The organism is Mesorhizobium sp. BR1-1-6 (assembly GCF_020165355.1).
Classification (GTDB): Bacteria; Pseudomonadota; Alphaproteobacteria; order Rhizobiales; family Rhizobiaceae; genus Mesorhizobium.
This window is the reverse complement of record NZ_JAIUHZ010000008.1, coordinates 12,523-31,234: the sequence shown is the minus strand read 5'-3', so window position 1 is coordinate 31,234 and position 18,712 is coordinate 12,523. Positions and strand designations below refer to the sequence as shown.

The window sequence follows — 18,712 nt, the reverse complement described above, 5'->3', positions numbered from 1 at the left end:
TGATCCTATTCCAGCCGCAGATGCGAGCGGCCGAACAGGCCGGTCGGCCTGAAGAGCAATGCAATGACGAGCAGCAGCGCTCCGAACGCCTGCGTATAGGCAAGCGCGCGATTGGGGTCCGGCAGATAGCCGACACCCAGCCCTTGCACCAGGCCGAGCAGGATGCCGCCGGTAATGCTTCCGCCGACGGAACCCATGCCGCCGAGCACGATGATGATGAAGGCCTGCACGGCCGGCAACTCACCCATCGACGGCGACAGGGCGAAGATCGGCGCGATCAACGCCCCTGCCCCGCCGGCAAGCGCCGAGCCGATGCCGAAGGCGATGGTGTACATGCGGCGTGGATCGATACCGATGACCGCGGCGGACTCGCGGCTCTGGCTCACCGCATCGAGTGCCTGGCCAAGCGAGGTGCGCTTCAGGAAAAGCGTCAGACCGACAAGCAGGACGACGGCAGCGACCGCAGCGATCAGCCGGTCGTAAGGCAGGATCAACGGACCGAGGATCAGCGCTCCCGTCATGAAGGACGGCGGCGCCTTGGCGAAGGGGCCGAAGACGACAAGGCCGAGATTGGTGATCAGAATGGTGAGGCCGAAGGTGACGATAATGGCGTATTCGTCCTTGCGCTCGACCTTGTCGGTATACATCGGCGCTATGACGAGCCTCTCGAAGAGCACGCCGAAGATGAACAGGGCCACCATCGCGCCGGCGACACCGACAAGCGGCGGCGCATGGAACCAGGCGATGATGTAGTAGGACGCATAGCCGCCCAGCATATAGAGCGATCCATGGCCGAAATTGACGACCTTCAACACCGAGAAGACCAAAGTGAGCCCCGCCGCCGTCAGCGCGAAAATGAGGCCGATGACCAGGCCGTTGACGGCCAGGAGGAGGAAATAGCTCATGGGTTCACATCACCTTGTTGTCGGCCGCCTGTCCAGCGAAGCGGCCGCCGGCGGCCATGGAGCCGCCGGCGTGCCGTTCATTTGCCGGGCATGACCTTGTCGGTGGTGGCCCACTTCTTCGGATAGACGATCGCAGCATCCTCCGGCGCCTGGTTCACGGCCGTGTATTGGATGATCGTGAACGGCACGTCGACGAACTGATGGAAAGCCCAGTCGGGAGATTTGGTGGTCGGGAAGGTGTAGGTGGCGTTCACCCCTTCATATTTGATCTCTTCCAGTGCCTTCACGATCGCCGCGCGGTCAGCCGAGCCTGCCTTCTTGATCGCTTCGACGACGACACCGAACGTGTCATAGGCCTCCATGGCCACGCCGGTCGGTGCCCTATTGTAGCGTTCGGTGAACGCCTTCACGAATGCTTTGGCCTTGTCGTTCCATTGCGACTTGGGCTGCGCGACGTTGACGATGAGAAGATTGTTGGCGCATTCGCCGTCGACTTCCCACACTTCCTTCTGCAGCAGACCCGAGGAGCCGATGAGGGCCGTTTCGGCAGTCGGTGCGAGGCCGAGCTGGCAGGCCTGCTTGACCAACTGATACTGCGCCTGTCCGGCGATCACCATCTGGATCGCATCAGGCTTCGGGCTCTGGTTCATCAGGCGCAGCAGCGCGGGCGTGAAATCCTGCTGGTTCAGGTCGATCGTTGCCAGCGTATAGGGGACGTTCTTGGCCTTCAGCTCATCGGCGATGACCTTGGCCCCGCCCTGGCCGAAGTCCGTGTTTTCGGCGATGATGGCGATGTTCTTGAAACCTTGCTCGACCGTCCAGTCGGCTGCCTTAACGTAAACGAGCGAGTTGGCCGGAGCGAGACGATAGACTTCCGGATACTGCTTGGCCGTGATGGCATCCGCCCATACGTCTGTACCGACCCAGGCGACGCCGTATTTGTGCGCCTCCTCGATTTCGGCGAGGGCGACCGAGGAATGGAATTCGCCGAAGATTGCGGCGACGTTGTCCTTGGTGATGAGCCGAACCGCCGCCGCGCTGCCGTCGGCCGGCTGCCCTTTGGTGTCCTCGTAGCTCACCTTCAGCTGACGGCCGAGCACGCCGCCGGCCTTGTTGACCTCGTCAACTCCGAGCTGCACCGCCCATTGCATCTCCTGGCCGCCGGAATAGTTGCCGGGCGGCGACAGCGGCCCCACCCAGCCTAGCGCGATTGGATCCTCGGCCAGAGCCGGTGCGGCTGCGAACGGCAAGGAAGCCAGCGCGAGTGCCGCCAGCGCTCCCAAATGACTGGATATGGTCTGTTTCATGCGAATTTCCCCTGTTCTTGTTTTCTGATTGAATGAAACACTACGCTCATTTCTGGCAGATTGAAATATTCATTGCAGCTCGTCAACGGCCGGCGTAAATTCGCGCCATGTTGGAACCCGCCTTCCGCTCGCGCCTGCTCGAGAGTTTCGAGACGATGCCGCGCCAGCTTCGCGCGGCGGCGCAATGGGTGCTCGACAATCCGCGTGACGTTGCCCTCCTGTCGATGCGCGTCCAGGCGCAGCGCGCCGGGGTGACCCCGGCATCGATGACGCGGCTTGCCCAGCGCATGGGCTTCGACGGCTACGATAGCCTGCGCGACCTCTACGCCGAGCAACTTCGCCGCGGCGAGAAGGAGTTCTTGGGCAAGGCCGAAGCATTGATGGCGCGGCGCAAGCGCGGAGGAGACGGCGCGCTGGCCTTCGAGCTGGCCGAAACGCTCGAGCGCCATATGGCGAAGCTTTGCGATCCGGCGACGCTGGAGGCGGTGACCCGGGCAGCCTCGGTGCTGGCAGGCGCCAAGCGCATCTATGCGCTGGGCTATCGGTCGAGCTACCCCGTCGCCTGCCATTTCGCCTACGTCTATGGCCTCGCCGGCGGCGCGGTGCGTCTGCTTGACGGCGTCGGCGGAACCGGACCTGATCCTTTGTGGGAATCGGGAGCGGGCGACGTGCTTTTGGCGATCAGCGTCAAGCCCTATACGCGCGCCGCCGTCGAACTCGTCGATTATGCACGCAGCCGCGCGCTCGAAATCGTGGCGATTACCGACAGCGTGGTCTCGCCGCTCGTCAACCGGGCGGGCGCCGTCATCATCGTGCCAACCGAGAGCCCGTCCTTTTTCCACACCATGGCGCCGGCCTTTGCCATCGCCGAAACGCTGGCCGCGATCCTGGCGGCCGCCGCCGGCGATCGCGCGCTGGCCGCCATGCGCGACGTCGAACGTCAGTTCGACACCCTTTCCACCCATATCTACGAAACCAGGCAACGGTCATGACGCATATCCTCCATCGCCAGATCCACCACGACTATCCCGTTGCCGTCGGCGGCGATGGCGTCACCGTCATCGACAGCAAGGGACGCCGCTATATCGACGCCTCCGGCGGTGCGGCCGTCTCATGTCTTGGCCATCAGCATCCGGCTGTTCTTGCCGCGATGCATGCCGAACTCGACCGGATCGCCTATGCGCATAGCAGCTTCTTCACCACCCGGCCGGCGGAGGAACTGGCGGACGAACTTGCCGCTCACGCGCCGGGCGATCTTCATCACGTCTATTTCGTCTCCGGCGGATCGGAAGGCATCGAGACCGCCCTGAAGATGGCGCGGCAATATTTCGTCGAGCGCGGCGAGCCGCAGCGCCGCCGCTTCGTGGCCCGTCAGCAGAGCTATCATGGCAATACGCTGGGCGCGCTTTCGGTGGGAGGCAACGCCTGGCGCAAGGCGCCGTTCGAGCCCATGCTGATCGAAAACCATCATATCGAACCATGCTATGCCTATCGGCATCAGCGGCCGGATGAAGGCAGCGAGGCCTACGGGCTGCGCGCCGCCGATGCGCTTGAGACGAAGCTGCAGGAACTCGGGCCGGAAACGGTCATTGCTTTTGTCGCAGAGACCGTGGTTGGAGCGACTCTCGGCGCCGTGCCACCCGCACCCGGTTATTTCAGGCGCATCCGCGAGATTTGCGATCGCCACGGCGTGCTGCTCATCCTCGACGAAGTCATGTGCGGCATGGGTCGCACCGGAACACTGCATGCCTGCGAGCAGGAGGGCGTCGCTCCCGACATCATGGTGGTCGCCAAAGGACTCGGCGGCGGCTACGCCCCGCTCGGCGCGGTGCTGGCGTCCGAGCGGATATTCGATGCCTTTTCGCAAGGCAGCGACTTCCAGCACGGTCACACCTATATCGGCCATCCGCTCGCCTGTGCGGCCGGCCTCGCCGTCCAGCGGGTCATCGAGCGTGATGGTCTGCTTGCCAATGTCGCGGCGCGAGGCACCACGCTCGAACGGCGGCTGCGTGAGCGCTTCGGCAACCATCACCATGTCGGGGACATTCGCGGGCGCGGCCTTTTCCAGGGCATCGAGCTCGTCGCGGATCGCTCGGCCAAGGCCCCGTTCGATCCACGCCTGAAGGTCCATGCCCGGATAAAATCTGAAGCGATGCAACGGGGGTTGATGGTTTATCCGATGGGCGGCACCGTCGATGGGCGGACTGGCGATCACGTCCTGCTTGCACCGCCATTCATCGTCGACGACGGCACGGTCGACATCATCGTCGACCGTTTGGGCGACGCCGTCGATGCCGCGATCGGCAGCATTGCGATCTAGCACACGAGACGCTCACCGACCGGGACTATAGTCCGATCGGCATCAGCCCCGACCTGGCCTCACAGTGCCGCGCCAGACCATCGGCGCGTGGCAGGTCAGGCGACTGCCGGCGCCTGCTTCCTCGCGCGAACCGGCGGCCAGTCGCACGGCGTGCGTGGCAATCTCCTCAATCGGCGGCGCAAAGGTCGTCAGCCGGTAGGAAGCCCAGTCAGCCTGCTCGATGTCGTCGAAGCCGGCGACGCAGAGATCGCGCGGGACGTCGACGCCGAACTCGTGGCGCGCCGCGTCCAGAAAACCGCAGGCGATCAGGTCGGTCACGCAGAACGCCGCATCCGGTCGCTGCCGGCCCGACAGCAGGCGCCTTGCGCCTTCTGCCCCAGTCGCATAACCCGTGCGGCCCTCGCGCCACTGGATCACCTCCAGCCGTTCCTTGCGCGCCGCGGCAAGAAACGCCGTCTCGCGCGCCACCAGACTGGGCGTGCCGGCTGCCGACGTCACCAGGGCAGGCCTGGTGCAACCGGCACGAAGAAAGGCGTGAAGTGCCGCCTCGGCGGCGGCGGCGTTGTCCACGCCGATGTTATGCGGTCCGTCGAACCGGTCGTCGCGATTGATCAGGATCAGGCGCTGCCCGTTCTCGAGGCAGGTTCGGATCAGCTCCTGCGGCGGCGTGCCGGACAGCACGATCGTCGCATCGGCACGGTAGTTCAGCGTGTTGCGCAGCGCCTGGTCGACATGGTGGCTGGGGCCCGACGTGTTGAATACCATGGCCACTTTGCCGGCATCCCTCAAATGCTGTGTCAGCGCCCGCAGGATACGAGCCTGATAGGGCGTGTCGCCATCGGCGACGACAAGGCAGACGATGCCCGTCGATGCCCGCATCAGGCCGCGCGCCAGATGGTTGACGTGATAGCCGAGCTGCTCGGCCGCCAGCAGCACCCGCTCCCGGGTTTCTTCCGAAACGCTGGCGCCGGGCGTAAAGGTGCGCGACACGGCCGAGCGCGAAACGCCGGCAAGCTCCGCGACCTGCTGGGCACTGGAAAAGCCAATACGGCCTCTTGGCGTCGTCATGCACACTCCCACTGGCGTTCGCCGATTCGTTGCACGCACGTGCAGCATAGCGCAAGCCAGTCACAGGTGTCACCGCCGGCCTTGACACACATGCGTAAATGAAACAGCTTTGCACAGCCGTGCATGAAGCCGGCGCCGGAGGCTACCTTGTCCATTTCTTCGCGGACCGCATCGAAGCTGCCATCGCCTGGACGGACAGCATGAACAGCGTGGCGGTGCGGCCGAAACCGAGCCGGATGTCCGAAGCCGAACTCGACGGGCGCGCCGATGTTTGCCGGCAACTGCTCTTGTCATCGGGAAACATGGCGATGCAGGGCTACAGCCAAATCGACGCCGCGCAGCCTGTGGAGATGAAGGGCCCGCAGGATTTCCTGACCGAGACCGACGGGAAGGTCGAGCATCACATCCGCACGACGTTGGCCGCGGCCTTTCCCGAGGACGGGTTTTTGGGCGAGGAAACCGGTGGCAGCGGCGGCTCTGATCGCATGTGGGTCGTCGACCCGATCGACGGTACGGCGAATTTCATGCGCGGCATTCCGCATTTCTGCGTTTCGATCGCCTTCGTCCAGGACGGCCGCAGCGAGATCGGCGGCATCGCCAATCCGGCCATCGGGGAGGTCTATTTTGCCCGCCGCGGGCACGGTGCGACGCGCAACGGCGCGGCGATCCATGTTTCGCGCACCCAGGCCTTCGACCGCGCCTCCGTGGAGTTCGGCTGGTCGCCGCGGATTCCCAACCGCGACTATCTGGACAAGGTGGCCCTGGTCTGGTCGCTGGGCGCCAATGTGCGCCGCTCCGGTTCGGGGGCGCTCGGCCTTGCCTATGTGGCCGACGGCCGCTCGGATGCCTATGCCGAGCTTCATATCAATGCATGGGACTGCCTGGCCGGATTGCTGCTGGTCGAGGAAGCCGGCGGGCGCGTCAACCGCTTTCTCGACGGCGACGGCATGGCGAAGGGCAATCCGGTGCTTGCTGCGGCGCCGGGTGTGGCGGCGAGATTGTCCCAGGTGATCGGAGTGCCGCTCGACGACGAATAACCAATTCCAGAGAGCATGAAAGGGAGGAATTATCGATGAAAGGTCCATTTGATCGCAGACAAGGCAGGACGTGGCTTGGCCTTGCGGTGCTGGCCATTTTCGGTCTGGCCGGCGGCGCCCATGCGGCGGATCGCAACCTCGTGATGTATTGCGGCGTCGACGAAGCCTGGTGCCGGGCCATGGCCACGACCTACCAGAAGGAAACCGGCGTCAGCGTCGACATGACCCGCCTGAGCGCCGGCGAGATCTATGCGCGCCTGCGGGCCGAGAAGGACAATCCGCAAGCCGACATCTGGTGGGGCGGCACCGGCGACCCGCATCTTCAGGCGGCGGAAGAAGGTCTCACCCAGGAATACAAGTCGCCGCAGCTGGCGAACCTGCGCGACTGGGCTTTGAGGCAGGCTGAACGCGCCAAGAACCGCACCGTCGGCATCTATCTCGGCGCGCTTGGCTACGGCTACAACGAGGAAGACCTGAAACAGCGCGGCCTGACGGCGCCGGCCTGCTGGGCGGATCTGGTCAAGCCCGATTTCCAGGGCGAGATCGAGATGGCCGACCCCAATTCCTCGGGTACCGCCTGGACGATGCTGGCGACAATCGTGCAACTGATGGGCGAGGACAAGGCTTTCGACTATCTCAAGCAGCTCAACAAGAACATCGCCGAATACACCAAGGCGGGCGCCGCACCCGCGCTCGCCGTGGGCAAGGGCGAGACGCTGGTCGGCATTTCCTTCCAGCACGACGTCATCAACGCCGCCAAGCAGAACCCGGCCGTCAAGGTGGTCTCGCCCTGTGAAGGCACCGGTTTCGAGATCGGGTCGATGAGCATTGTTGCCGGGGCCAAGCACATCGACGAGGCGCGGAAATTCTACGACTGGGCGCTGACGCCAGACGCGCAGAAACTGGCGGCTCCGAACGGCAGCTACCAGATCCCGTCGAACACCGGCACCCCGGTGCCGCCCGAGGCGCCGGACCTCAGCAAGATCAAGCTGATCGACTACGACTTCGCCAAATACGGATCGTCAGCGGAGCGCAAGCGGCTGTTGAAGAAGTTCACCGATGAGATCCGCAACGGCGGCTGATCTGGTCCGTACGGCCGATCCGCCGGCTGCCTGCGGGGCAGCCGGCGCAACCCCGACCATACCGAAGGAAGATGTCGAATGGCACGGGCTTCGCCCTATCCCATGGCCAATGACCTCCCGGGGCGCAGTGCCGCCGGATGGCTGGCGCTGGCATGGGCGAGCTTCATTGTGCTGCCATGGTACAAAGTCGAAGGCGGCTTGCTTTCCTTTGACTGGCTGGCGCGTCCGGCGGAGGCGGCACCAGCCATCCTGCTGTCGCTGAACGGTCAGCTGTGGCTGCTTCCCTTGATCCTGCCACTTCTCCTGGCAAGCTGGCTCGTCGCGCGCCGGAACCTCCCCGGCCTGGCGGTGGCGGGCGCAGCCGGCCTCGCCTGGCTGGTGATCGAGGGTTTTTCCATCATCCATTCGGGTTGGGGATTTGCCTGGCTCGGGCATCTCGCCAGTACGCCGGGACCGGTGCAGCCGGGGCTCGGCTGGGGTGCCGTGCTGTACGCGCTGGCGATGCTGATGTTCATCGCCGAGGCGCTGGCCGCGCGTGGCTGGTGCAAAGGCGATCGTTTTGTCGTCGGCTCGCTGCTGATCGTGATCGCTTCGCTGATCCTGTTCGTGGCCTATCCGCTGTTGTCGATCCTCGCTTCCGCCATCGAGGACAATGACGGCAATATCGTGCCGGCTCTGTTTGCCGAAAAGCTGTTCAGTGCCAACATCTGGAGCCTGCGCTGCCTCTACGACGACGGTTCCTGCGGCGTGGCGTGGAATACGGTGGCGATCGCGGTGCTGGTGGGTTTCTTCTGCACGGCGCTAGGCCTGGCGCTGGCGCTGATTGCGTTGCGCACCAGGCTGCCTGCCAAATGGCTGCTGCGCGGCCTCTCCATCCTGCCGATCATCACGCCCCCTTTCGTCATCGGCCTGGCGCTGATCCTGTTGTTCGGCCGGGCCGGCATCGTCACCAATCTTTTGTCCGAACATCTCGGTATTCCGCGCAGCCGCTGGATCTACGGCATGGCCGGCATCACCATCGCGCAAGTGCTGGCCTTCACGCCGATCGCTTTCCTGGTCCTGGCCGGCGTGCTGCAGGGCGTCAGCCCGAGCATGGAGGAGGCCTCGCAGACCTTGCGCGCCAGCCGTTGGCGCACTTTCAGCACAATCACCTGGCCGCTGATCCGCCCGGGGCTGGCCAGCGCCTTCCTGATCTCGTTCATCGAGAGCATGGCCGACTTTGCCAACCCGCTGGTGCTGGGCGGCAACTTCAACGTGCTGTCGACGGACATCTTCTTTGCGGTGGTGGGCGCTGCGCATGATCAAGGCCGTGCGGCGGTGCTGGCGATCGTGCTTCTGGGATTCACGCTCGCCGCTTTCGTCATCCAGCGCCGCTGGATCGGCAGCCGCAGCTACGTCACCGTCGCGGGCAAGGGCGATGGCGGTGTGCCGGCCACGCTGCCCAAGGGCTTGCGCATCGGCTGCTACGCCGCCGTCGTTCCCTGGTTGCTTCTGACCGTCGTGGTCTATGGCATCATCCTGGGCGGCGGCTTCGTGCAATCGATCGGCCGCGACAACACGCCGACGCTCGAATATTTCCTCACCGCTTTCTCCGTCGAGAAAGGCGTCAATGGCTGGTTCCTGAGCGGGTCGGCCTGGCCGTCGCTGCTGATGACCATCGGCCTTGCGCTGGTGGCGATGCCGTTCACCGCCGCGCTCGGCATCCTGACCGCCTATCTGCTCGACCGGCAGCATTTCGCCGGGCGCACGATGTTCGAATTCCTCGCCATGATGAGCTTTGCCATTCCCGGCACGGTCGTCGGCGTCAGCTATATCCTCGCCTTCAACGTGCCGCCGGTGCAACTGACCGGCACCGGACTGATCATCGTCATCTCGTTCATCTTCCGCAACATGCCGGTTGCGATCCGTGCGGGCCTCGCCAATCTTGGGCAGATCGACAAGAGCCTGGACGAGGCATCGCTGACACTGGGGGCGCGTTCCTTCGCCACCTTGCGGCGGGTGATCCTGCCGATCCTGAAGCCGGCTATCGTGACGGCGATGATCTACAGTTTCGTGCGTGCGGTCACAGCGGTCAGCGCCGTCATCTTCCTGGCGACCGGCCGCTTCAATCTCGCCACCGTCTATATTGTCGGGCGAGCCGATGTCGGCGAATACGGCATCGCCATCGTCTATTCGGCGGTGCTGATCGTCGTCATGATGATCATTCTGATCGGCATCCAGCTGCTGGTCGGGGAACGCCGGCTTGGCCGGCGCCGGGCCGAGGCGCAAGCCGTCGTGGCACCAATCTGATCGGGAGAAGCGTATGGATCAAACGGCGAAGAACGCTGCCCCCGGCGTGGTGGACAGACCGGCAGTGCGTTTCGAGGGCGTCACCAAGAAATACGGCGCCGTCACTGCCGTCGACAATGTCAGCTTCGACATCGCACCGGCCAGCCTGGTGACGCTGCTGGGACCCTCCGGCTGCGGCAAGACGACGACGCTCAGGCTGATTGCCGGGCTGGAGCACGCAAGCCACGGGCGCATCGCCATCGACGGCAAGGACGTTACCTTGCTGTCAGCCGCAGAGCGCGACGTCAGCATGGTCTTCCAGTCCTATGCGCTGTTCCCGCACATGAACGTCATGGAAAATGTCAGCTACGGCCTGCGGGCGACGGGGCTCGGCAAGGTTGAGGCCGCAGGGCGCGCCGCCGAGAAGCTGGCACAGGTCGGCCTGTCCGGCTACGAGAAGCGCCAGCCGAGCGAACTTTCGGGCGGCCAGCAGCAGCGCGTGGCCGTGGCGCGCGCCATCGTGCTGGAGCCGAAGGTGCTTTTGTTCGACGAGCCGCTGTCCAATCTCGATGCCAAGCTGCGCCGGCGCGTGCGCGATGAAATCCGCGGTCTGCAGCAGGATCTCGCGCTGACCGTGGTCTATGTGACGCATGACCAGGAGGAGGCGCTCGCCGTGTCCGATCGCATCATCGTCATGAACGCGGCCCGCGTCGCCCAGGACGGGACCCCGCGCGACCTCTACAACGAACCCACGAACCCTTTCATCGCCGACTTCATGGGCGACGCCAACCTGCTCGACGTCGAGGTTCTCGCCAGCAACAAAACGAATGCGGAGGTGAAGGTCGGGCCGCTGCGGCTCGACATGCGGCATCGCGGCATCGCGGCGGGGCCGGCGGTGCTGGCCGTCCGGCCGAATGCCGTGCGCCTCGTCGCCGGCCAGCCGGCAGCCGGCGGGATGAGAGGGCGCGTGGTCAAGAGTTCTTATCTCGGCGACCACATGGAATACCGCGTCGCGATAAACGATCCGGCGGTCGAGCTGTTTGCGACGTCGCCGGTCGTCACACCCGCCCTGCCGGAAGGCAGCGTCGTCGCGGTCGATTTCGATCCGGCAAAGATCGTGCTGATAGCGCGCGACAAGTCCTAGCCAGCAGCGCACACCGCTACCGGTGCGGCTGATACGAAAATAGTGGTTCTCGACGTTCCATGTCGATGTTACGAATCTCTGTGCATTCCGAATGTGCGCTTGTGACCATGTGTCCGGGCACTTTGGAACTGTGGCGAGCACAGGACGTATTCTTCACGCGGGACCAGACGGTGCACTCGAAGCCGTCGCAGGGCCGCAATGGGCGTTTTCGACAGTGGCCACAAGGGAGGAAATACCAGTGAAAGCATCCTATCTCATCTCAGCCGCGCTGCTTGTGGGGACCGCGATGCCAGCGGCGGCAGCCGAAATTTCCGACGGCAAGGTCAAGATCGGCATCCTCAACGACCAGTCGGGTGTCTATGCCGATTTCGGCGGCAAATGGTCCGTCGAGGCGGCCAAGATGGCTGTCGAGGATTTCGGCGGCAAGGTCCAGAATGCGCCTATCGAGGTCATCAGTGCCGACCACCAGAACAAGCCGGACATCGCCTCCAACATAGCGCGCCAGTGGTACGACACCGAGCAGGTCGATGCCATAATGGAACTGACCACCTCCTCGGTGGCGCTCGCCGTGCAGGGACTTTCCAAGGAAAAGAAGAAGATCGACATCGTCACCGGCGCGGCTGCGACCGACCTGACCGGCAAGCAGTGCTCGCCCTATGGTTTCCATTGGGCCTACGACACCCATTCCCAGGCCGTCGGCACAGGCGGTGCCCTGGTGCAGCAAGGCGGCGACAGCTGGTATTTCATCACCGTCGACTACGCCTTCGGCTATTCGCTCGAGGAGCAGACCGCCAAGCTCGTCAAGGATCGCGGCGGCAAGGTGCTTGGTGAAGTGCGCTATCCGCTCGGCTCGACCGACTACTCATCCTTCCTGCTGCAGGCGCAATCCTCCGGCGCCAAGATCGTCGGCCTTGCCAATGCCGGTCTCGACACTTCCAACTCGATCAAGCAGGCGGCCGAATTCGGCATCGTCGCCGGCGGCCAGCGGCTCGCGGCACTTCTGTTCACGCTGGCCGAAGTGCATGGCCTTGGCTTGCAGGCGGCCCAGGGCGTCGTGCTGACCGAAGGCTTTTACTGGGATCGCGACGACAAGAGCCGCGAGTTCGCCAACCGCTTCTTCAAACGCACCGGCAGGATGCCGAACATGATCCAGGCCGGGACGTATTCGGCGGTGTCGCAGTATCTCAAGGCCATCGACAAGGCCGGCACCGACGGAACCGAAGCGGTGGCCAAGGAATTGCATTCGATGCCGGTCAATGACGTCTTTACCGCCAACGGCAAGGTGCAGGCCGACGGCTCTATGGTACACGACATGTACCTCTATCAGGTCAAGAAGCCCGAGGAGAGCAAGAAGGAGTGGGACTACTACACCTATCTTGCGACCATTCCGGGCGACCAGGCCTTCATGAAGGCCACGGATAGCGGCTGCCCGCTCGTCAGCAAGTGACGACGGCAACCGCCGCGGCCGTCAGGCCTGACGGCGATGGAGCCGTGCCGCGGGTGGTGCTTTCCGCCCGCGGCCTCAGGCGCGATTTCGCCGGGTTCGTTGCGGTGAAGGATGTCGATCTCGACGTTCATCACGGCAGGATTCACGCCTTGATCGGACCCAACGGCGCCGGCAAGACCACGATCTTCAACCTTTTGACCAAGTTCCTGCAGCCGACCAGCGGCACGATTGAACTGCTCGGCACCGACATAACCCGGACACCGCCGGCCAAGGTGGCGCGGATGGGCCTCGTGCGCTCGTTCCAGATCTCGGCGATCTTTCCGCATCTGAGCGTGCTCGACAATGTGCGCGTCGCGCTGCAGCGGCCAGGGGGGCTGGGCTTCCAGTTCTGGCGCCCGCTTTCGGCGCTCGACCAACTGACGCCGCGGGCGCGCGAGCTTCTCGGCACGGTCGGCCTCGACGACGCGGCGCACCGGCTCGCCGGCGATCTCTCCTATGGCCGCAAGCGCGTGCTCGAGATCGCCACCACGCTGGCGCTCGATCCAAAGGTGCTGCTGCTCGACGAGCCGATGGCCGGCATGGGGCACGAGGATGTCAGCATGATCTCCGGGATCATCCGCGCCTTGGCCCGCGATCGGGCCGTGCTCATGGTGGAGCACAATCTGACCGTCGTTGCCGATCTTTGCGACTGGATCACCGTGATGCAGCGCGGCAAGGTGCTCGCCGCGGGCGACTATCCGACGGTCAGCCAGGATGAACGCGTCCGGATAGCCTATATGGGAACCGAGCATGAGTGAGCCGCTGCTTGCCGTGCGCGATCTCCATGCCTGGTACGGCGAGGGCCACGCGCTGCACGGCGTCGACCTCGATGTGTTCCGCGGCGAAACTGTGACGCTGCTTGGCCGCAACGGCGTCGGCAAGACCACGACGCTGCGCGCCATCATGGGGCTGATCCGCAAGCGCACCGGCAGTGTCGTCTTCAACAGCAACGACTTGATCGGCCTGCCCTTGCACCGTGTCGCCCACCAAGGCATCGGTTTCGTTCCCGAGGAGCGCGGCATTTTCGCCACGCTGACAGTCGACGAGAACCTGATCCTGCCGCCGGTGGTGGCCAAGGGCGGCATGAGCGTCGAGGAGATCTTCGAGCTCTTTCCCAACCTGAAGGAGCGCCGCAACAGCCCGGGCACCAGGCTATCCGGCGGCGAGCAGCAGATGCTGGCGATCGCCCGCATCCTGAGGACGGGTGTCCGGATGCTGCTCCTCGACGAGCCGACCGAAGGCCTGGCGCCGGTCATCGTCCAGCGCATCGGCGAATTGCTTTCGACGTTGAAAAAGCGCGGCATGACGATCCTGCTCGTGGAGCAGAATTTCCGTTTCGCCGCCCGCATTGCCGACCGCTTCTACCTGATGGAGCACGGCAAGGTGCTGAGCGGGTTTCCGGTCGGCGAACTGGCCGCCCACGACGCTCAACTTCACGAGGTGCTCGGAGTATGATCGCGCCATGACGATGATCTTCGGCATCCCTATCCAGGCCTTTCTCGGGCAGTTGCTGGTCGGGCTGATCAACGGTTCCTTCTATGCGATGCTGAGCCTTGGCCTCGCCGTCATCTTCGGCCTGCTGCGCATCATCAATTTCGCCCACGGCGCGCTCTACATGCTGGGCGCCTTCATCGGTTATCTGCTGCTTGTCCATCTCGGCATCGGCTATTGGCCGGCGCTGATCCTGGTGCCGCTCGCCGTCGGGCTGTTCGGCATTGCGGTCGAGCGTGCAGCGCTCTCGCGGCTCTACCAGCTCGACCCTCTCTACGGCCTGCTCTTCACTTTCGGCCTGGCCTTGGTCATCGAGGGCGTCTTCCGTTATTATTACGGCGTCTCGGGAAATCCCTATGCGGTGCCGGCGCTACTTGCGGGCGGCACCAATCTCGGCTTCATGTTCCTGCCCAACTATCGCGGCTGGGTGGTGCTGGCATCGCTTCTCGTCTGCCTGGGCACATGGCTTTTGATCGAGAAGACCAGGCTTGGCTCCTATCTGCGCGCCGCGACCGAAAATCCAGAACTGGTCCAGGCTTTCGGCGTCAACGTGCCACTGCTTTTGACACTCACCTATGGACTGGGTGCGGCACTTGCCGGTCTTGCCGGGATCCTGGCGGCTCCCGTCTACCAGGTCAGTCCGCTGATGGGGTCGGATCTGATCATCGTCGTCTTCGCCGTCGTCGTGGTCGGCGGCATGGGCTCGATCCTGGGCGCCATCGTCACCGGCTACATGCTCGGCCTCGCCGAGGGCCTAACCAAGGTGTTCTATCCCGAGGCGTCGAACCTTGTCGTCTTCGTCATCATGGCGATCGTGCTTCTACTGCGGCCGGCCGGCCTGTTCGGAAGGGACGCCTGAGATGAGCGAGCTGACGCTTCACGAAAAGCGCGCCGCGGCCTCCGTGCGGCTGGAACGCGCGCTGGTGGCGCTGGCGGTATTGGCGCTCATCGCCGCGCCGTTCTTCGTCTACCCGTTCTTCCTTATGAAGATGCTGTGCTTTGCGCTGTTTGCCTGCGCCTTCAACCTGTTGCTCGGCTACACTGGCCTGTTGTCCTTCGGCCACGCGACCTTCTTCGGTGGCGCCGCCTATTTCTGCGCGCATGCCGTCAAGGTATGGGGCTGGCCGCCAGAGGCAGGCATTCTGCTGGGTACCGCCGGCGCGGCCCTGCTCGGGCTGGTCATGGGCTTCTTCGCCATCCGCCGGCAAGGCATCTATTTCGCCATGATCACGCTGGCGCTGGCGCAGATGTTCTTCTTCTTCTGCGTGCAGGCACCGTTCACGCAAGGCGAGGATGGCATCCAGGGCGTTCCGCGCGGCAACCTCTTCGGCATCATCGATTTGAGCGCTACGGTCAACATGTACTATGTCGTATTGGCCATCTTCCTGATCGGCGTCTTCGCCATTTGGCGGATCGTCAACTCGCCCTTCGGCATGATCCTGCGCTCGATCCGCGAGAACGAGAACCGCGCCATCTCGCTCGGCTATTCCGTCGCCAGGTATAAGCTCGCCGCTTTCGTCATGTCGGCCGCACTTGCGGGGCTTGCCGGCGCGGTCAAGGCAATCGTGTTCCAGTTCGCGACGCTCACCGACGTGACATGGCAGATGTCGGGCGAGGTGATCCTGATGTCGCTGCTTGGCGGCATCGGTACCATGGTCGGGCCGGTCGTCGGCGCCGGCTTCGTCGTCGGCCTTGAAAACACACTCGCCACCTCAGGCTTTCCGGTGACCATCGCCACCGGCCTGATATTCATGGTCTGCGTGCTCGTCTTCCGGCGCGGCATCGTCGGCGAATTCCAGGCGCGGCTGCCCAGGCCGGCGGACGGTGCAAGTGGTTGATATTCATCCCGTGGCCGATCTGCCTGCTGTCTCCAGCCATGTGGTGGGCAGTCCAGTGAGCAACCGGGAATGCAGCCTGGATGTTTATCGAAGCGCCTGCTTTACAGGCAGGTTTGGTAGCGCTACCGTCTCCGTATCGCGTGACCACATGAAGGTTGGAGGGCCGTCGCCGGGAGAGGTCAGCGGTTCCTTCGAAGAGACGTCGCGGGAATCGTTCGGGAGGAGGATCGATGGCGTCTGTCGCGATTAGCGAGGTTTACAAATCATTCGGGACCGTCGAGGTTCTGCACGGCGTCAGCGTGAACATCGACGACGGCGAATTCGTCACGCTGGTCGGGCCGTCGGGTTGCGGAAAATCAACCCTGCTCAGGATGATCGCGGGCCTGGAAAAGATTTCGCGGGGCCAGATCGCGATTGGCGAGCGTGTCGTCAACAACGTTGCGCCGAAGGAACGCGACGTCGCCATGGTCTTCCAGAACTATGCGCTGTACCCGCATATGACCGTCGCCGAGAACATGGCGTTTTCGCTCATGCTGAAGGGCGTTTCGAAGGCTGAGAGCGGCGCCGGCGTCCAGCGCGCTGCGGAGATTCTGGGGCTCGTGCCGCTGTTGGCGCGCTATCCCCGCCAGCTTTCCGGCGGACAGCGCCAGCGAGTTGCCATGGGGCGGGCGATCGTGCGCGATCCGGCGGTTTTCTTGTTCGACGAGCCGCTGTCCAATCTTGACGCCAAGCTCAGGGTGCAGATGCGCGCCGAGATCAAGGAACTGCACCAGCGCCTGAAAACCACGACGGTCTATGTTACCCATGACCAGATCGAAGCCATGACCATGGCAGACAAGATCGTGGTCATGCATGACGGCATCGTCGAGCAGATCGGGCCGCCGCTGGAACTCTACGACAGGCCGGACAATCTCTTCGTCGCCAGTTTCATCGGCTCGCCCGCCATGAATTTGCTGCGGGGCGAAATCGCGACGAACGGGTCGCCGTCCTTTCGGGGCGCGGGCGGAATTTCCGTGCCGTTGGACGCAGCATCGTCCGTCAAAGGCGGCGAGCCGGTGGTGCTGGGCATACGGCCCGAGCATTTGCGGCTGTCCGACCAGGGCATTGCGGTCACCATCGCGGTGATCGAGCCGACCGGGTCGGAGGTACAGCTCATCGGCCGGACAGCCGGCGGTGAAGAGATCGTGGCCAACTTCCGGGAACGTCATTCCTTCACGCCGGGCGAAACCATCCGGCTCACCGCCGAACCCGGCCTCATTCATCTCTTCCACGGCGAAACCGGGCAGCGGCTTCAAACGCGCAGCAAGCTGTAGAGACCAAAGGGCAAGAGAAACAAACAGGAGGAACGAGCATGAAATTCACCAGACGTGACGTGATCCGCACGACGGCCGGCGCTGCTGCCGGCGTTTTGGGAAGCCGCTTCGCCGGCTCTCCGGCATTCGCCCAGGAGGGGCTGAAGTACAAGCCGGAGGACGGTGCGAAGCTCAGGCTGCTGCGCTGGTCGCCTTTCGTGCAGGGTGACGAGGACCAGTGGCTGAAAAACACCAAGCGGTTCACCGAAGCGACGGGCGTGGAGGTACGTGTCGACAAGGAAAGCTGGGAAGACATTCGCCCCAAGGCAGCGGTCGCCGCCAATGTCGGTTCAGGTCCGGATCTGATGTTCGTCTGGTTCGACGACCCGCATCAGTATCCCGACAAGCTGCACGACGTGACGGAACTGGGCGAGTATCTGGGGTCGAAATATGGCGGCTGGCACGACGGACCAAAGCAATATGCGACCCGGGAAGGCAAATTCATCGGCCTGCCGCTCGCCACCATCGGAAATGCCATCGTCTATCGGGAAAGCTGGGTGAAAGAGGCCGGCTTTTCGGAGTTCCCCAAGGATACGAAAGGCTTCCTCGAACTTTGCAAGGCCCTGCAGGCGAAGGGGCATCCGGCCGGCTTCACGCACGGCCATGGTGTCGGCGACGGCAACAACTACGCGCACTGGCTGCTGTGGAGCCATGGCGGCCAGATGGTCGACGAGAGCGGCAAGGTGACGATCAACAGCCCCGAGACCCTCAAGGCGATCGAATACGCGCAGGAACTCTACAAGACTTTTATTCCAGGCACCGAAAGCTGGCTCGACGTCAACAACAATCGCGCCTTCCTGGCCGGCGAACTCAGTGTGATCGCCAATGGCATTTCCGCCTACAACACGGCCAAGATCAACAAGGACAATGATCCGAAGCTGGCGGAAATGGCCAAGGACATACGCACCACCAACCTGCCGATCGGTCCTGTCGGCAAATCCGTCGAACTGTTCCAGGTGACCACAGCCGTCATCTTCGACTACACGCCCTACCCCAACGCGGCCAAAGCCTATCTGCAATTCATGTTCGAGGACCCGCAAATGCCAGATTGGATCACCTCCTCGGCGGGCTACTGCTGCCAGACGCTCAAGGCGTTCGACAACAATCCGGTGTGGACAGCCGATCCGAACAATGCCGCTTACGCCAAGGCTTCGGCGACGCTGCGGCCCAACGGCTATGCCGGGCCGCTCGGCTATGCCTCGGCGGCGACCATGGCCGACTATGTCCTGGTCGACATGTTCGCCAAGGCCGTCACGGGGCAGGCCACGCCCCAGGAGGCAATGGAAGAGGCGGAGAAGCGCGCAAACCGGTATTATCGCGTTTGATCCATGCCAGCTGAGCCTGGCGGCTCTGCCCCGCGCTATCCGACCCTCCGGAAGCGCAGGGCGGCCGCCAGGCCGATCAACGAGACCCT

The 18,712-nt window shown here is 63.8% G+C and carries 16 protein-coding genes; 13 read left to right on the top strand and 3 right to left on the bottom strand.

The features are described from left to right. Positions 1-5: 5 nt before the first annotated feature. Together LB545_RS17160 and LB545_RS17155 are read right to left on the bottom strand one after the other, a co-directional pair. Positions 6-905 carry a branched-chain amino acid ABC transporter permease gene (locus tag LB545_RS17160; protein ID WP_140524813.1) on the bottom strand — a complete coding sequence of 300 codons (900 nt, stop codon included), beginning with the start codon at positions 903-905 and terminating at the stop codon, positions 6-8. A gap of 77 nt (positions 906-982) precedes the next feature. Beyond that, the gene (locus tag LB545_RS17155; protein ID WP_140524814.1) at positions 983-2,212 is read right to left on the bottom strand and encodes an ABC transporter substrate-binding protein; all 1,230 of its coding nucleotides are present in this window, start codon (positions 2,210-2,212) and stop codon (positions 983-985) included. A 107-nt stretch (positions 2,213-2,319) separates the two neighbouring features. On the opposite strand from LB545_RS17155, the gene LB545_RS17150 reads away from it, so the two are divergent. After that, on the top strand, positions 2,320-3,204 hold the full coding sequence (locus tag LB545_RS17150; RefSeq protein ID WP_140566417.1) for a MurR/RpiR family transcriptional regulator: 885 nt from the start codon (positions 2,320-2,322) through the stop codon (positions 3,202-3,204). After that, complete coding sequence (locus LB545_RS17145; RefSeq protein ID WP_224705521.1) at positions 3,201-4,532, top strand: aspartate aminotransferase family protein; 1,332 nt, start codon at positions 3,201-3,203, stop codon at positions 4,530-4,532. Before LB545_RS17150 ends, LB545_RS17145 begins: the two co-directional genes overlap by 4 nt. A gap of 42 nt (positions 4,533-4,574) precedes the next feature. Here LB545_RS17145 and LB545_RS17140 read toward each other — a convergent pair whose 3' ends face one another. Next, positions 4,575-5,600 carry a substrate-binding domain-containing protein gene (locus LB545_RS17140; RefSeq protein ID WP_140560388.1) on the bottom strand — a complete coding sequence of 342 codons (1,026 nt, stop codon included), beginning with the start codon at positions 5,598-5,600 and terminating at the stop codon, positions 4,575-4,577. 236 nt (positions 5,601-5,836) lie between these two features. Here LB545_RS17140 and LB545_RS17135 point away from each other — a divergent pair, with 236 nt between their 5' ends. From LB545_RS17135 to LB545_RS17085, 11 genes are all read left to right on the top strand, one after another. Further along, the gene (locus tag LB545_RS17135) at positions 5,837-6,637 is read left to right on the top strand and encodes an inositol monophosphatase family protein (protein WP_224705586.1); all 801 of its coding nucleotides are present in this window, start codon (positions 5,837-5,839) and stop codon (positions 6,635-6,637) included. Between the two features lie 35 nt (positions 6,638-6,672). Further along, entirely contained in the window at positions 6,673-7,719 is a 1,047-nt protein-coding gene (locus LB545_RS17130) for an ABC transporter substrate-binding protein (RefSeq protein ID WP_224705520.1), read from the top strand. A 78-nt stretch (positions 7,720-7,797) separates the two neighbouring features. Beyond that, complete coding sequence (locus LB545_RS17125; RefSeq protein ID WP_224680648.1) at positions 7,798-10,008, top strand: ABC transporter permease; 2,211 nt, start codon at positions 7,798-7,800, stop codon at positions 10,006-10,008. A 13-nt stretch (positions 10,009-10,021) separates the two neighbouring features. Further along, positions 10,022-11,131, top strand: coding sequence for an ABC transporter ATP-binding protein (locus LB545_RS17120; RefSeq protein ID WP_140558642.1), 1,110 nt, complete (start codon positions 10,022-10,024; stop codon positions 11,129-11,131). A 238-nt stretch (positions 11,132-11,369) separates the two neighbouring features. Next, positions 11,370-12,578: an ABC transporter substrate-binding protein gene (locus tag LB545_RS17115; protein ID WP_140819137.1), complete on the top strand. Its 1,209-nt coding sequence runs from the start codon at positions 11,370-11,372 to the stop codon at positions 12,576-12,578. Then, complete coding sequence (locus LB545_RS17110) at positions 12,575-13,375, top strand: ABC transporter ATP-binding protein (protein WP_181167435.1); 801 nt, start codon at positions 12,575-12,577, stop codon at positions 13,373-13,375. Before LB545_RS17115 ends, LB545_RS17110 begins: the two co-directional genes overlap by 4 nt. Next, entirely contained in the window at positions 13,368-14,072 is a 705-nt protein-coding gene (locus LB545_RS17105) for an ABC transporter ATP-binding protein (protein ID WP_140819139.1), read from the top strand. The genes LB545_RS17110 and LB545_RS17105 overlap by 8 nt, the downstream gene beginning before the upstream one ends. 7 nt (positions 14,073-14,079) lie before the next feature. Then, positions 14,080-14,967 (top strand): branched-chain amino acid ABC transporter permease, encoded by an 888-nt coding sequence (locus LB545_RS17100; protein WP_140514993.1) that lies wholly within the window; start codon positions 14,080-14,082, stop codon positions 14,965-14,967. Position 14,968: 1 nt separating this feature from the next. Then, positions 14,969-15,946, top strand: a complete 978-nt coding sequence (locus tag LB545_RS17095) for a branched-chain amino acid ABC transporter permease (RefSeq protein WP_140656583.1) — start codon at positions 14,969-14,971, stop codon at positions 15,944-15,946. Positions 15,947-16,176: 230 nt separating this feature from the next. Then, positions 16,177-17,259 carry an ABC transporter ATP-binding protein gene (locus LB545_RS17090; protein WP_140514990.1) on the top strand — a complete coding sequence of 361 codons (1,083 nt, stop codon included), beginning with the start codon at positions 16,177-16,179 and terminating at the stop codon, positions 17,257-17,259. Between the two features lie 38 nt (positions 17,260-17,297). After that, positions 17,298-18,623 (top strand): ABC transporter substrate-binding protein, encoded by a 1,326-nt coding sequence (locus LB545_RS17085; RefSeq protein WP_140498408.1) that lies wholly within the window; start codon positions 17,298-17,300, stop codon positions 18,621-18,623. Positions 18,624-18,712: the final 89 nt, after the last annotated feature.

Excerpts from the sequence above, each read along its gene's own strand:
- LB545_RS17160 (WP_140524813.1), bottom strand. The coding sequence starts at position 905 with ATGAGCTATTTCCTCCTCCTGGCCGTCAACGGCCTGGTCATCGGCCTC.
- LB545_RS17155 (WP_140524814.1), bottom strand. The coding sequence starts at position 2,212 with ATGAAACAGACCATATCCAGTCATTTGGGAGCGCTGGCGGCACTCGCG.
- LB545_RS17150 (WP_140566417.1), top strand. The coding sequence starts at position 2,320 with ATGTTGGAACCCGCCTTCCGCTCGCGCCTGCTCGAGAGTTTCGAGACG.
- LB545_RS17145 (WP_224705521.1), top strand. The coding sequence starts at position 3,201 with ATGACGCATATCCTCCATCGCCAGATCCACCACGACTATCCCGTTGCC.
- LB545_RS17140 (WP_140560388.1), bottom strand. The coding sequence starts at position 5,600 with ATGACGACGCCAAGAGGCCGTATTGGCTTTTCCAGTGCCCAGCAGGTC.
- LB545_RS17135 (WP_224705586.1), top strand. The coding sequence starts at position 5,837 with ATGTCCGAAGCCGAACTCGACGGGCGCGCCGATGTTTGCCGGCAACTG.
- LB545_RS17130 (WP_224705520.1), top strand. The coding sequence starts at position 6,673 with ATGAAAGGTCCATTTGATCGCAGACAAGGCAGGACGTGGCTTGGCCTT.
- LB545_RS17125 (WP_224680648.1), top strand. The coding sequence starts at position 7,798 with ATGGCACGGGCTTCGCCCTATCCCATGGCCAATGACCTCCCGGGGCGC.
- LB545_RS17120 (WP_140558642.1), top strand. The coding sequence starts at position 10,022 with ATGGATCAAACGGCGAAGAACGCTGCCCCCGGCGTGGTGGACAGACCG.
- LB545_RS17105 (WP_140819139.1), top strand. The coding sequence starts at position 13,368 with ATGAGTGAGCCGCTGCTTGCCGTGCGCGATCTCCATGCCTGGTACGGC.
- LB545_RS17100 (WP_140514993.1), top strand. The coding sequence starts at position 14,080 with ATGACGATGATCTTCGGCATCCCTATCCAGGCCTTTCTCGGGCAGTTG.
- LB545_RS17095 (WP_140656583.1), top strand. The coding sequence starts at position 14,969 with ATGAGCGAGCTGACGCTTCACGAAAAGCGCGCCGCGGCCTCCGTGCGG.
- LB545_RS17090 (WP_140514990.1), top strand. The coding sequence starts at position 16,177 with ATGGCGTCTGTCGCGATTAGCGAGGTTTACAAATCATTCGGGACCGTC.
- LB545_RS17085 (WP_140498408.1), top strand. The coding sequence starts at position 17,298 with ATGAAATTCACCAGACGTGACGTGATCCGCACGACGGCCGGCGCTGCT.